Here is a 14,155-nt window from a genome sequence, read left to right on the forward strand (position 1 = left end):
TCCTGCTGATTTATAGCGATTAAAATACAGTATAACATAGAACGCTGCCAATATTGTTAAATATGCTTATTTAGTGTGAAAGATGTATAAGAAGCTATACATTGAGATGTTTTTTTTTCGTGCGTTACGCTTCGAACGAAATCCATAAACGTTACCTTGACAGTTAACTCAGCCCAGGCACCCTTACGGCACCCGGAAGATTCTGCTTAGTGCTGCTTCGTTCCCGACCTGACACGATTCACAGATTTCCGTCGCGTAAGACCCAAGCCTCAACGCCACTTGTCAAGGGCAGCTTTACAAATCTTTGCCCTCTGCGTAACATCACCCCTGCTATAGCGGATTGCAGGTACAAGGTACCGCTAACACCCCGGCTGCACGAGCTTATATTATAGCGTGTTTTGGGAGAAATGTCAATCAGGAACGAAAGAAGCGGGCTGTTTTTATGAAATTATCGGCTTACGTGGTGCAAATATGGTATAATTATATTGAGGTGAGGAGTATGTTACAGATAAAAGCAGCATTTACTAAAGTTACTGCCTCTGTTATGATAGCTGTATCTTTAGCGGCCTGCTGTGTAGTGCAGCTGTGCGCCAAGCAGCCCGGGGAAATCCGCTATCTGGCTGTCGGTGACAGCATACCGAATGGATATTCCTGTGACGACACGGAGATCTCTCCGTACCCCGAGGTTGTACGCGCCCAATACGCCCGGGATAAAGGAGTACCCGTAGAATTGGTCAATATTGCCCAAAACGGTATAAGCACGGTACGTTTCAACGCATCAAAGCTCGGGGAAGAAGAGGTTCTGGAACATATCCGCAAAGCAGATGTCATCACAGTCACGATTGGGGCAAACGACCTGATTGACGCATTTAAGATGGCATGCCAGGATGTACTCGGAAGGGAAGAGAGATTCTGGAATATCAGCGATGCGATGGAAATGCTGAACGCGGAGATGAAAGCCCATCCAACAACGGTACTGAAGGCAATCGGGGCAATAGCTGGATGGGACTACGATGCATTTGAAGAGAGCTATTGCACGATGATGGACGGGATTACCGGGGAGGCAGAGGAATCCGCGCTGATTGTCGTCACCGATATCTATAACCCGACAACCGGTCTGGGAATGCCCGGGACGCTTGGTATGGTGGTGGACAGTATCATTGACAAGATGAACAGCATCATAGCGGCCCATGCGGATGAATATGGCTACCATACCGTGGACTTGGACGAAGCGGGAATCAGCAGCCATGTACAAAAGGACGGACTGCACCCGACACAGGAAGGACAGCAGATTATCGCAGATGTGGTACTTCAGGAGCTTGCGGTCATGGAACAAGAAGAGGAAGGGACTCCAAGATCAGGCTCTGCATGTGAAAGCGGGGACCAAAGCGGCCGTATGTGGAACTATATGGCTGTGGCCGGCATTGGCGTGACGGGAACCATCCTTATTATATTGGGAGTCTGGAAAGGGAAGAAGCGGGAGAAAGAAGATGAAGATACTACTGGCTGCAATTAATGCAAAATATATACATTCCAATCTGGCTGTGCACAGCCTGGCGGCGTATGCACAGTCTTCCTACATGCCACGGGAGGGGGGCATTCCGCTTGAGACAGATATCGCGGAATATACGGTGAACCAGCAGCCGGATCAGATACTCATGGACATGTATAGAAGAAAACCAGATGTCATCTGCTTTTCCTGCTATATCTGGAATATAGCATATGTGGAAGATATGGCCAGAGAGCTGAAGAAAATATGCCCTGACACACACATATGGCTCGGAGGGCCGGAAGTGTCTTATGACGCGAGGGACGTTCTCGGACGTCTGCCCGAAGTCTGCGGCATTATGCGCGGGGAAGGTGAAGAGACATTTGCGGAGCTGAGCAGCATATACTGCAGGAAGGGACTTCTGGGCGCGGCTGAGGAATTCGGTGCGGTGAATGGGATTACGTACAGAGGGCCAGACGGCGGCATCGTTGAAAATCCATGGCGGGAAGTGCTGGATTTGAGCAGCGTGCCGTTCGTATACGGGGACATGGAAGGCTTTCGGAATAAGATCATATATTATGAATCGAGCAGAGGATGTCCATTTTCGTGCAGCTACTGCCTGTCATCTGTGGACAAAAAGCTGAGATTCAGGGACACGGCTCTTGTGAAGCAGGAGCTGCAGCTATTTATAGATGCCGGCGTACCACAAGTAAAATTTGTAGACAGGACGTTCAACTGTAACCACATGCATGCTATGGACATATGGACGTATATTACGAAGCATGACAATGGAACCACGAACTTTCATTTTGAGGTGGCGGCAGACTTGCTGACAGAGGATGAATTAAAACTGTTTGAGAAGATGCGGCCCGGGCTTATCCAGCTGGAGATAGGAATCCAGTCTACGAACCCACGTACGATAGCAGAAATCAGACGGACGATGGACTTTGAACGAGTAAAGCATATCGTCAGGAGAATCCACGGTTACGGCAATATCCATCAGCATCTGGATCTGATTGCCGGGCTTCCGCATGAGGACGTGGAAAGCTTTAAGAGGTCATTTGATGATGTATACGCCCTTCATCCGGAGCAGCTTCAGCTCGGGTTCCTCAAAGTCCTGAAAGGTTCTTGGATGGAACGGCAGAAGGAAGCCTACGGCCTTGTGTATAAAAGTACGCCTTGTTACGAAGTGCTGTATACGGACTGGGTATCATATGATGATATCATGCGCCTTAAGGGCATCGAAGAGATGGTAGAGGTATACTATAACAGCGGACAGTACACGAGGACGATGGAAAGTCTGGAAGAAGAGTTTGCTTCCCCGTTCGAAATGTATGACAGGATACGGGAATATTACGTGGAACATAACCAGATGGACGTACAGCACAAGCGTAGCGCCCGCTATGGGATTTTATTAGATTTTGTCTCAGAATGGTGTGGAGGCAAGACGGATTATTATCGCGATCTGCTGACCTTTGACTATTATCTGAGGGAGAATGCCAAGACAAGACCGGAATTTGCCTGCCGCTATGTGCTTACGAAGGAAGAGGTAAGGCAGTTTTACGAAAAAGAGGCAGGACAGAGACATTTTCTAAAAGGATATGAGACATTTGACAGAAGCCAGATGCGTAAGATGACACATCTGGAAAGATTTACATGCCTCCAAAAGACGGTATTGTTCGACTATATGCAAAGAAATCCATTGAACGGCGAGGCAAGAACATGTATGATAGACTTGTAATGGAAAGACTGATGCAGAACATACGAGGAAAGACAGATGAAGAAAAGGACAAAGGAGATATTGGAGATACTGGATGCACAGTATGGGACGGACTTTGTGTGCTACCTCAATCATGAAGCCCCGTGGCAGCTTCTTATCGCCACGATGCTGAGCGCACAGTGTACAGATGCCCGTGTCAACATAGTGACGGAGGAGCTGTTCAAGAAGTATACTTCCGTCGACGCGTTTGCAGATGCTGATCTCAAAGAGCTGGAGCAGGATATAAAGCCGACAGGGTTCTACCATAACAAGGCTAAGAATATTATTGCATGTATGAAGGACATCCGGGATAAGTTCGGTGGAGAAGTGCCGCGTGATATCGAAGATCTCGTCTCTCTTGCGGGGGTCGGCAGAAAGACGGCTAATGTCATCCGGGGAAATATATACCATGAGCCGAGCGTGGTCGTGGACACTCATGTAAAACGGATATCGAACAGGCTTGGACTGACGAAGAACAAGGATCCGGAAAAGATTGAGCAGGACCTTATGAAGGAGCTGCCCAAAAACCACTGGATACTCTATAATATACAGATCATCACGTTCGGCAGGTCGATTTGTACTGCGAGAAGCCCGAAATGCCAGGACTGTTTCTTGCAAAAATACTGTAAAGAGTATAAAATATAACAGATCAACTGAAGTAAAAAAGAAGGTAGGAAGATATGAATTTTAATGACAGAAGGGTAAAAAGAATCATAGCCATCGTGATTATGGTAATCGTCCTTGCGATGATTGCAACAATGACGATTCCGTATCTGGTGGCGTAGAAGGGGAAAAGTCAGGGGGAGGCTTATGGCTCAGAATAGGCGGAAAAAAATAAGCAGGAGGACGACACAGAAAAGGCGGAGAAGGATGAGGATTCTTTTTGGCCTTGCTGTCTTATGCGCTATTGTCCTGACAGGTGCATCCTACTTAGTGCTGTACAGGTATGTTTCTAAGGTGCCGGAACATAAGATATGTGACAATATCTATATAGGTAATGTAAACGTCTCAGGCCTGACTAAAAAAGAGGCCAGGGAGCTGATGAAGGAGCACCTTCAGAAAGACAAGGCGCTGAAGATTACGATGAAAGTAGGAGATAAATCCGCGGATGCGACGCTGGAGGAGATGGGCCTCTCATATAAGGATATCGGGAAAGTTGTGGATAAGGCGGCCGGATACGGTAAGAAGGGCCGGCTGTTCACCCGGTACCGCCAGATAAAAGGTCTGAAAAAAGAGAAGCTCGTCCTTGGCGAAGGGCTTGTACTGGACGCTGAGAAGACAAAGGCGGTCATCGACGAGAGGGTAGAGGGCCTGGCGGACCATGCGGTGGATGCCAGCATAGCAAAGAGCGGGGATAGTTTTGAGATAACAAAGGAAAAGAAAGGCGAGACCGTAGATGAAAAAGCATCCTTGGAAATGATGGTCGACTATCTGAATGACAGATGGGACCATAAAGGGTTCAAGGTCAAGATGGCCGTCAAGACAGAGGAGCCGTCCATCAAGGCGAAAGACCTTGAAAGCATTAAGGACGAACTTGGATCATTTTCCACAGATGCCGGGGGCGGAGAGCGCTGGAAGAATCTGAAGGCCGGGGTGGATAGAATCAATGGAACCATTCTTATGCCGGGGGAGGAACTGTCGGTTCATGATGCGACTGCCCCTTACGATGCCGAGCATGGATATGTGGAGGCAGGCTCCTATGAGAACGGGCAGGTGGTGGATTCATTTGGCGGTGGCATCTGCCAGGTATCTACGACGCTTTATAATGCAGTGCTGTATTCGGAACTGGAGGTGCTGGAGCGGTACCCCCATTCCATGCTGGTAGCTTATGTGGATCCTTCGAGGGACGCCGCAATTGCAGGGGATTATCTTGACCTTAAGTTCAAGAACAGCTACGAGACGCCCGTCTATATCGCGGCGGAAATCGACAGCGCAAACCAGATGCGGTTCACGATCTATGGAAAAGACGACAGGGCCGAAGGGCGGACTGTAGAGTATGAAAGTGAGACGCTGACGACGGAAGACTACGGCGTCACTTATAAGGAAAATAAAGAAGCAGAACTAGGGAGCGTCCAATATGCGGGCAGCCCTCATACCGGCAAGACAGCCAGGCTCTGGAAGGTGGTGTACCAGGACGGAGCGGAGGTGAGCCGTGACATCATCAATAACAGCACATATGAAAAGTCGGATCAGATTATTGAGGTCGGAACTTTGACAGATAATGCAGAGGCGGCGGAGCTCGTCCGCAAAGCTATCAGCTCGCAGGACAAGGCGACGATTGATGCTGCTGTGGCGGAAGCGAAAGGTTTGAGCGCCGGCGCAAGCGAAGGCGAATAGGGCGGGACAGTGACAGTGGAAGAGAATGGACAGATGACGATGAGTACAGAGAGACAGATGGTGCGTGCGGTCAGCGCCTCATCCTGCATATGCGGACAGTCGAAAGAGACCGGAGCATATGCACTGGCGGAAGCATGGAATGAACTGGAAGCGGAGGGAGCCGTAAGCCTGGAAGCGCAGGTACGTATCCTGATTCCCGAAGCCCATGGCAGATCCCGGCTTCCCGCCATTCAAAAGCAGATTGAAAAAGTCTGCAGGGAGCAGGGCGTTAAGCTCCTTGCCGTGCATCAATATAAGACGCCGGCGGTTTCCATGCCGCTGGTAGCCGCCACATGTACCGGCGTCATGGAGTGCACGGCACAGCCAGCTGACTTCTCAGGGCCGGCAAAGGAAATCGTGCTGGCGGGATGGGCCGGCCTTGCGGGCATGCTGAGAATTGCAGAAGAGCGGGACGCTGAGCTGAAAGAGCGGTTCGCCCCAGCATTCTTAAAGCAGATAGAAGCCTGTAGAGGCTGTATATTCTCCGGAAAGGCAATTCGCATTGCCAGAGAATCGGGCATACGCATCATGCGGCAAATCACAGAAGGCGGTATATTTGCCGCACTTTGGCATCTGGCGAAAGAAACAGGGACAGGTATGGATATAGACATGAAGAAGATATCTGTCCGTCAGGAGACGATAGAAGTATGTGAAAATTACAGGCTGAATCCATATCAGCTGACCTCCACGGGAAGCTTCCTCATGCTTGCTGACGACGGTGGGGAGCTGGCAGAAGAACTCCGGCACAATGGAATAAAAGCAGCGGTAATCGGCCGCCTGACAGGCAACAATGACAAAGTGATACACAAGGGAGAAGAAATCAGGTACCTTGACAGGCCTGCACCAGATGAATTAAATAAAATATTAGGACATACTAAGAGCGGTTATTGAAAAATGACCACTCTTTTTTCATTTAGGTACAGGTCAAAGTCTAATTTGGGACGTAACCATTTTCAATTTACCTACGTCCCTGTTCACAATTAGATATATATAAAATGTTATAAAATTCCAATATTTTGGTAAAATTGTAATACAAAAGTAACAAAAGTGTATGTTGACTGACCGGAGGTTTTTCTCTAAAATAGAAGGAAGTAGTTAAAAAATGGCTTATGAGGAGGAAAGGATATGCTGAATATTGTGCTGCATGAGCCAGAGATTCCGGCCAATACCGGTAATATCGGCAGGACGTGCGTGGCTACGAATACGCGGCTCCATCTGATCGAGCCGCTGGGCTTCAGGCTGAATGAAAAGAATCTGAAGCGTGCCGGCATGGATTACTGGGATGATCTGGACGTGACCACATATATTGACTTCGATGAATTTCTGGACAGGAATAAAGGGGCTAAGATCTATATGGCGACGACGAAAGCGCCGAACGTATACACGGACGTCCATTATGAACCGGACTGTTATATTATGTTCGGAAAGGAAAGTGCAGGAATACCGGAGGAGATATTGGTAAAACATAAAGAGGACAGTATACGCATTCCTATGGTGGGCGATATCAGGTCGTTGAATCTGGGCAATTCCGTGGCAGTCATATTATATGAAGCGCTCCGTCAGAACGGTTTTTCAGGTATGAATCTGGAAGGACATCTCCATCGTCTTGCATGGCAGAAGGATGGGAGCCTGTAAAATTTCTGAATATTGGCGGCGCTGTATAAATTATTATGTAAAATGGTCGATATTACATAATAATGCCTTTCTTTTATTATGAAGTAATGGAAAGCAGGGAAAGGGATATGGCACATATTTTTCAATTTACCCCAGTGGGCGGCTGCCTTATGGATGGTAAAATTGATAGAATATTTGTTGAATTGTGTAGATGAAAGACGTGGGGGAGCCTTAGTAGACAATATACTTGTGGACTTTTCTATGGAATCATATTATAATTTTAACTACAGGGAGTTTCAACTAAGAGAGGTGGTGAACCGATGGTAGAAGAAACCATTAAGGCCATCAAGGAGACGGAGAAAGAGGCAGAAGAGATTGTAAAGAATGCTGACACAGAATGTACTTCCATCCTTGAAAAGGCCTCTGCGGCTGCCGGGAGGATAAAAGAAGAGGCAGAAGCAGAAGCAAAAGCGAAGGCAAAAGCGTCACTTCAGGCTGCGAAAGAAGCTGGAGAAAAAGATGTAGAGAAAGCTCTGGCAGACGTAGAGACGGAGATTGTATCCTTGAAAGAAGCTGCAAAGCAGAAGGAAGGAGATGCGATATCTGCTGTTATAGCAGAACTCGTTTAAAGCATTATGAAAACTAAGAGTAAAGGAGGGATGCGGCTATGGCAGTATTGCAGATGCAAAGGATAAGTATCTGCGCGCTTAAAAAGGACCGTAAAGCCATCCTGGAGAAGGTCCAGTCCATGGGGGCTATTGAAATCAACCATGTGGTGGAAGATGACGAGGCTTTTGGCAGAATGGATACCATGAATGCCAGACAAAGCTTTGACAAGAAAGCCCAGCTCGCCGATCAGGCGCTTGCTGTACTCGGAACCTACGCTCCGGAAAAGAGCTCCATGCTTTCCAGCCTTGAAGGCAAGAGGCTTGTAGAACAGGAAATGTTCAGTAAAGCGGCAGCCAACAAGGAAAAGATTATTGCGACAGCCAACAGGCTGGTAGGCTGTAATAAGGAAATTGCAGAGAGCAAAGCAAATATCCTGAAGCTGGAGAACCAGATAGAGTCGCTGACACCATGGCTGGCGCTGGATGTACCGATGAACCATCCGGGTACGGACAATGTGGCCATGCTAGTAGGGATGATGCCGGGAGAACTTACGCTGGAGGGCATATATGCGGAGATTGCTAAGCAGAATCCGGAACTGGATGCTGTGGATGTGCATATTATCGCCAGCGACAGAGATGCCGTCTATCTTACCGTATTCTGCCTGAAGGCGGAGGAAGACGCGGTGGAAGAAGCTCTCAGGTCTGCCGGATTTGCCCGGCCATCGCAGGTGACGGACAAGATACCGGCACAGCTAAAAGCGGAACTTGAGGCAGAGATATTAAAATTGAATAAGAAGATTGAGAAGAAGGAAACAGAGATTGCAGGCTGCGCGGACCGCAGGGAAGAACTTAAGCTGATTTCGGACTACTTTCGGATTAGGTCAGAGAAGTACGAAGTGCTCGGCACGCTTCCGCAGTCACAGAGGACATTCATCATGAGCGGCTACACGACAGCTGAGGCGGTGCCGGCGGTGCTGAAAGCCGTGGGCGATAAGTATGACTGCGTAATCGACGTGGAGGACTTGAAGGAAGACGAAGAGCCGCCGACCGTTCTTAAGAACAACAGCTTTTCTTCCAGTGTGGAAGGAGTCGTGGCTTCCTACGGACTCCCGCATAAAGGAGAATTTGATCCGACGACGATCATGTCGTTCTTCTATGTATTTTTCTTCGGTCTGATGCTGTCAGACGCTGCATACGGGGCTATCATGGCGATTGTGTGCTTCGTACTGCTCAGGAAATATCCACGCATGAGCGAGGGTATGCATAAATCGATTAAAATGTTTATGTTCTGCGGAATTTCTACGTTATTCTGGGGCGTGCTCTTTGGAGGATATTTTGGAGACGTGATACCGGTATTTTCTGAGAAGTTCTTCGGAACCGCGGTAAACATCAAGGAACTCTGGTTTGTTCCGCTGAACGACCCGATGCGGCTGCTGATTTATTCTATGCTGTTCGGCGTGATTCATCTGTTCATCGGACTTGGCATCAAAGGATATATGTGTCTCAAAGATGGCAAAGTGCTGGATTTCTTCTGCGACGTGGTACTCTGGTATGCATTTTTGACAGGGCTGATTCTCATGCTGCTTCCAAGCGACATATTCGCGTCCATAGCACAGGCAGAGATTCAATTCCCGCCGGCCGTCAATACGCTGGCCAAAGCGCTCGCCATTATCGGGGCCGTCGGCCTGCTGCTGATGTCGGGACGTTCCAGCAAGAACCCGGCACTTAGAATTGCACTGGGAGCTTACGATTTGTATAATATTACAGGCTGGCTGAGCGACGTACTGTCCTATTCCCGTCTTCTGGCCCTTGGACTTGCGACAGGAGTTATCGCTTCCGTAGTAAACCAGATGGCATCCATGATAGGAAGCGGAGTGATAGGAGTTATCGCATTTGTCATCGTATTTATAGTCGGCCACACACTTAATATGGCCATCAACCTTCTGGGTGCATATGTCCATACAAACCGTTTACAGTTTGTTGAATTTTTCAGCAAATTTTATGAGGGTGGCGGAAAGCCTTTCGAGCCATTCCATTCAGATACAAAATATGTAGATATTAAGGAGGAAACTTTATAATGAGTATTTGGAGTGATTTAGGTATTGTTTACGCGTTACTTGGTGCAGCAGTGGCTGTATTCCTTGCAGGTGCAGGTTCAGCAATCGGTGTTGGTATCGCCGGACAGGCAGCCTCCGGGGTTGTTACAGAAGATCCGAGCAAATTTGCAAAAGTTCTTATCATGCAGCTGTTACCCGGTACACAGGGAATCTACGGTCTGCTCGTTGGTTTTATCACATTGTCCAAAATCGGTCTGTTAGGCGGAGGCGCAGCAGATATCTCAGTAACTACCGGGCTTCTTATTCTTGCCGCCTGCATGCCAATCGGTATCGTAGGATTGATTTCAGGAAAATACCAGGGCAAGACATCCGCGGCAGCTATCGGCATTATCGCTAAGAAGCCAGACCAGTTCGGTAAAGCTATGCTTTTCCCTGCTATGGTTGAGACCTATGCAATTCTTGCACTTTTGATCTCTATCTTATCTGTTACTGCAATCAGTATATAAGTAGGCATGAAACAAAGATTAAGAAAAGGAGAGCGTGCGAGATGACTGGATTAGATAAAATGAAAAGTCAGATTCTGGATGAAGCGAAAGCAGCAGCTGACAGCAAGCTGTCCGAAGCGAGAAGCCAGGCAGAAGAGATTCTGGATAAGGCGAAAGCAGAGGCGGCCAAGACAACCAGCAGCATCTCCCAAAAATCCGAGGCGGAAATTGCAAATTATAAAGAGAGAATCGTCTCTTCCATCGATTTGCAGAGAAGGACGAAGATTCTTGCAGCAAAGCAGGAGATTATTGCAGAAGTACTGGATAAGGCCTACGGAACTTTGAAGACAATGGAAAGCGGCGCGTACTTTGACATGCTGCTGAAACTGCTCGGCAAATATGCTCTGCCGCAGGAGGGGGAGATATATTTTTCATCCGCAGACCTTGAACGTCTTCCTGACGGATATGAGGCGAAAATCAGCGGTGCGGCCGCTGAAAAGGGAGGCAGTCTGACCTTATCAAAGACAGGCAGGAATATCGAAAACGGATTTATTCTTGCATATGGCGGTATCGAAGAGAACTGCACAATAAAAGCGATGTTTGACGCCAAAAAAGATGAACTGTCAGACAAGGTCCATAAGCTGTTATTTTTATAAAAAGCGTAACCATAAGCGACAAGGAGGAGTAACATGAGTGAACAATATACCTACGCGGTTGCGCGCATACGTGCTTTGGAAGTTTCTCTATTCTCCAATTCCGCTGTTGACCAGCTGATTGCCTGTGCGGATTACAGCCAGTGTATTCAGTTCCTTCAGGAAAGAGGGTGGGGAGACAGCGATACCCCGGCAGATGCAGAAGCTATACTGACCCGGGAAGAGGAGAAGATATGGGAAGTGGTCAGAGAATTGTCCGTTGATATGGATAAATTTGACGTGCTTTCCTATCCGAAACTGTTCCACAATCTGAAAGCTGCGATTAAAGAGGTGTGTACGGAGGAAGAGAACAGGCACATTTTCTATGAAGATGTATCCATCCCAGGGAAGGTGATGCTGGATGTTGTCCGTGAAAAGGACTTCGGAAAGCTTCCGCACAACATGCAGGCAGCGGCGGAGGAGGCATATGAGACCCTTCTTCACACGAGGGATGGTCAGCTCTGTGACGTAATTATAGACAGGGCGGCACTTGAGGCAGTCTATGAAGCGGGTCGGCAGGCGGAAGACGACATTATCCGGGACTATGCCGAATCCACGGTAGGAGTTGCAGATATCAAGATTGCTGTCCGTTCACAGAAAACCGCGAAGTCTTTGGAATTTATGAAAAGGGCGATGGCTGAATGTGCGAGTATCAATGTAGACCAGCTTGCAAAAGCTGCACTCAGCGGCATGGATGCTATCCGGGAATATTTGTCCGGAACCGCATATGCGGAAGGCGCGGAAGCGCTGGCGGATTCTCCGTCGGCATTTGAGCGCTGGTGTGATAACCGTATTATTCAGACGATAAGTCCGCAGAAATATAATGCATTTACAATAGGACCGGTAATCGCCTATGTAATTGCAAGGCAGAATGAAATAAAGACGGTACGAATCATTCTTTCCGGCAAACTCAATGACTTACAGGATGATTCAATCCGAGAAAGGGTAAGGGAGATGTATGTATAAGATTGCAGTATTGGGCGATTATGACAGTATCTACGGTTTCGCTACACTGGGTCTCGATACATTTCCAGTAAGTACCCGCGAGGAAGCCGGAGAAAAGCTGCATCAGCTTACCCTTGGGGACTATGGCATCATCTATGTCACCGAGGCGATGGCAGCAGAATTAAAACATGAAATAGAGAAATATCAGGAGCAGGCCGTACCGGCCATCATCCAGATTCCCGGCATATCCGGCAATACCGGTGCAGGGGTCGAAGGCGTCAAGAAGTCTGTGGAACAGGCGGTAGGCTCTGATATAATCTTTGGGAACGAATAAAGAAGGAAAGGTGGGTGATTCGTCCAAATGAGTACAGGTACGATTAAAAAAGTAGCGGGACCGCTCGTTATCGCAGAAGGAATGCGGGACGCTAACATGTTCGACGTTGTACGTGTTAGCAATCAGCGGCTCATTGGAGAAATTATCGAGATGCACGGGGACGAGGCATCAATTCAGGTATATGAGGAGACATCGGGCTTAGGGCCGGGAGAGCCGGTAGAATCTATGGAAGTGCCTATGTCTGTAGAACTCGGGCCTGGTCTTATCGCAAGCATTTACGATGGTATCCAGCGTCCGCTTGACGATATTATGAAGGTTTCAGGAAACAGCCTGCAAAGAGGTGTCGAGGTTGCTTCCCTGAAAAGAGATAAAAAATGGGAATTTGTTCCCGTCGCGAAAGCCGGAGATGAAGTTGTGGCAGGTGATGTGCTCGGTACCGTTCAGGAGACAATCGTCGTCCAGCAGAAGATTATGGTGCCTTACGGTATCAAAGGCACTGTAAAGGAGATCAAATCCGGTGAATTTACGGTAGAAGAAACGGTAGCAGTCATCACGACGGAAGACGGCGATAAAGAGCTTACGATGCTGCAGAGATGGCCCGTGCGTAAGGGACGTCCGTATGTAAAGAAACTTCCGCCGGAGAAGCCGCTCGTAACAGGACAGCGTGTCGTAGACACATTCTTCCCGATTGCAAAAGGCGGTGTTGCCGCGGTTCCGGGACCTTTCGGAAGCGGTAAGACAGTCATTCAGCATCAGCTGGCGAAATGGGCCGAGGCCGATATCGTGGTATATATCGGGTGTGGCGAGCGTGGAAACGAGATGACAGACGTTCTGAATGAATTTCCTGAGCTGAAAGATCCTAAGACGGGACAGTCATTGATGCAGAGGACCGTCCTCATCGCCAATACGTCAGATATGCCGGTTGCTGCACGTGAGGCATCTATCTACACCGGTATCACGATAGCAGAATATTTCCGTGACATGGGATATTCCGTGGCGCTGATGGCAGACTCCACATCCCGCTGGGCAGAGGCCCTCCGTGAGATGTCAGGACGTCTGGAGGAGATGCCTGGTGAAGAAGGCTATCCTGCTTACCTTGGAAGCCGCCTGGCACAGTTCTATGAAAGAGCGGGACATGTAATCTCCCTTGGACAGGATGAAAGAGAAGGGGCGCTCTCCGTAATCGGAGCCGTATCCCCTCCGGGCGGAGATATCTCTGAGCCGGTATCCCAGGCGACGCTGCGTATCGTCAAGGTGTTCTGGGGGCTGGATTCCGCATTGGCTTACAAGCGTCATTTCCCTGCAATCAACTGGCTGACCAGTTATTCTCTGTATGTCGACAACATGGCGGACTGGTTTAATAACGAAGTGGCAGACGACTGGATGGAAGGCCGCCAGAAGATGATGAGCCTTCTGCAGGAAGAGGCAGAGCTTGACGAAATCGTAAAAATGGTAGGTATGGATGCACTGTCACCGACGGACCGTCTCAAGATGGAGGCCGCAAGGTCTATCCGTGAGGACTTCCTGCATCAGAACTCCTTCCATGAGATTGATACGTATACATCTCTTCGAAAGCAGTACCTGATGATGAAGCTCGTTCTCGCGTTCTATGAGGAAGCTTCTGAGGCACTGAGCCAGGGCGCTTCTATGCAGATACTGATCAACATGGAAGTAAGAGAGAGAATCGGACGTTATAAATATACTCTGGATGCAGACATCGAGACAGAGTATGAGAAGATATTAAATGAACTGCACACCGAAATCGCAGGTGCGTTTGGGAAGGAGGACTTCTAATC

Annotated in this window: 13 protein-coding genes and 1 other RNA gene; 13 read left to right on the forward strand and 1 reads right to left on the reverse strand. The window is 48.5% G+C overall.

Going from position 1 to position 14,155, the window contains the following annotated elements; translation table 11 throughout:
* Positions 1–117: 117 nt before the first annotated feature.
* Positions 118–379, reverse strand: an RNA gene (ffs, locus tag HMPREF0980_RS18600) — signal recognition particle sRNA large type.
* Between the two features lie 120 nt (positions 380–499).
* Here ffs and HMPREF0980_RS07885 point away from each other — a divergent pair.
* The 13 genes from HMPREF0980_RS07885 (at position 500) to HMPREF0980_RS07945 (ending at position 14,153) form a co-directional block, all read left to right on the forward strand.
* Positions 500–1,516 carry an SGNH/GDSL hydrolase family protein gene (locus HMPREF0980_RS07885; RefSeq protein WP_049728601.1) on the forward strand — a complete coding sequence of 339 codons (1,017 nt, stop codon included), beginning with the start codon at positions 500–502 and terminating at the stop codon, positions 1,514–1,516.
* On the forward strand, positions 1,491–3,230 hold the full coding sequence (locus HMPREF0980_RS07890) for a B12-binding domain-containing radical SAM protein (RefSeq protein ID WP_049728602.1): 1,740 nt from the start codon (positions 1,491–1,493) through the stop codon (positions 3,228–3,230). Before HMPREF0980_RS07885 ends, HMPREF0980_RS07890 begins: the two co-directional genes overlap by 26 nt.
* Positions 3,231–3,266: 36 nt before the next feature.
* Positions 3,267–3,893 (forward strand): endonuclease III, encoded by a 627-nt coding sequence (nth, locus tag HMPREF0980_RS07895; protein ID WP_049728603.1) that lies wholly within the window; start codon positions 3,267–3,269, stop codon positions 3,891–3,893.
* A 165-nt stretch (positions 3,894–4,058) separates the two neighbouring features.
* Entirely contained in the window at positions 4,059–5,585 is a 1,527-nt protein-coding gene (locus HMPREF0980_RS07900; RefSeq protein ID WP_049728604.1) for a VanW family protein, read from the forward strand.
* Positions 5,586–5,618: 33 nt separating this feature from the next.
* On the forward strand, positions 5,619–6,515 hold the full coding sequence (locus HMPREF0980_RS07905) for an AIR synthase-related protein (RefSeq protein ID WP_049728605.1): 897 nt from the start codon (positions 5,619–5,621) through the stop codon (positions 6,513–6,515).
* Positions 6,516–6,749: 234 nt separating this feature from the next.
* Entirely contained in the window at positions 6,750–7,259 is a 510-nt protein-coding gene (locus tag HMPREF0980_RS07910) for a tRNA (cytidine(34)-2'-O)-methyltransferase (RefSeq protein ID WP_049728606.1), read from the forward strand.
* A gap of 299 nt (positions 7,260–7,558) precedes the next feature.
* Positions 7,559–7,867, forward strand: a complete 309-nt coding sequence (locus tag HMPREF0980_RS07915; RefSeq protein WP_049728607.1) for a hypothetical protein — start codon at positions 7,559–7,561, stop codon at positions 7,865–7,867.
* Positions 7,868–7,905: 38 nt separating this feature from the next.
* A complete protein-coding gene (locus HMPREF0980_RS07920; RefSeq protein WP_049728608.1) occupies positions 7,906–9,924 on the forward strand; it encodes a V-type ATP synthase subunit I in 2,019 nt (672 codons plus the stop codon).
* Positions 9,924–10,409: a V-type ATP synthase subunit K gene (locus HMPREF0980_RS07925; RefSeq protein ID WP_049728609.1), complete on the forward strand. Its 486-nt coding sequence runs from the start codon at positions 9,924–9,926 to the stop codon at positions 10,407–10,409. Before HMPREF0980_RS07920 ends, HMPREF0980_RS07925 begins: the two co-directional genes overlap by 1 nt.
* Before the next feature lie 41 nt (positions 10,410–10,450).
* A complete protein-coding gene (locus HMPREF0980_RS07930; RefSeq protein ID WP_049728610.1) occupies positions 10,451–11,044 on the forward strand; it encodes a V-type ATP synthase subunit E in 594 nt (197 codons plus the stop codon).
* A 33-nt stretch (positions 11,045–11,077) separates the two neighbouring features.
* Positions 11,078–12,046 carry a V0D/AC39 family V-type ATPase subunit gene (locus HMPREF0980_RS07935; protein WP_049728611.1) on the forward strand — a complete coding sequence of 323 codons (969 nt, stop codon included), beginning with the start codon at positions 11,078–11,080 and terminating at the stop codon, positions 12,044–12,046.
* On the forward strand, positions 12,039–12,359 hold the full coding sequence (locus tag HMPREF0980_RS07940; RefSeq protein ID WP_049728612.1) for a V-type ATP synthase subunit F: 321 nt from the start codon (positions 12,039–12,041) through the stop codon (positions 12,357–12,359). The genes HMPREF0980_RS07935 and HMPREF0980_RS07940 overlap by 8 nt, the downstream gene beginning before the upstream one ends.
* A gap of 27 nt (positions 12,360–12,386) precedes the next feature.
* On the forward strand, positions 12,387–14,153 hold the full coding sequence (locus HMPREF0980_RS07945; protein WP_049728613.1) for a V-type ATP synthase subunit A: 1,767 nt from the start codon (positions 12,387–12,389) through the stop codon (positions 14,151–14,153).
* Positions 14,154–14,155: the final 2 nt, after the last annotated feature.

Origin of the sequence: Dorea sp. D27 (genome assembly GCF_001185345.1) — a bacterium.
Taxonomy (GTDB): Bacteria; Bacillota; Clostridia; order Lachnospirales; family Lachnospiraceae; genus Extibacter.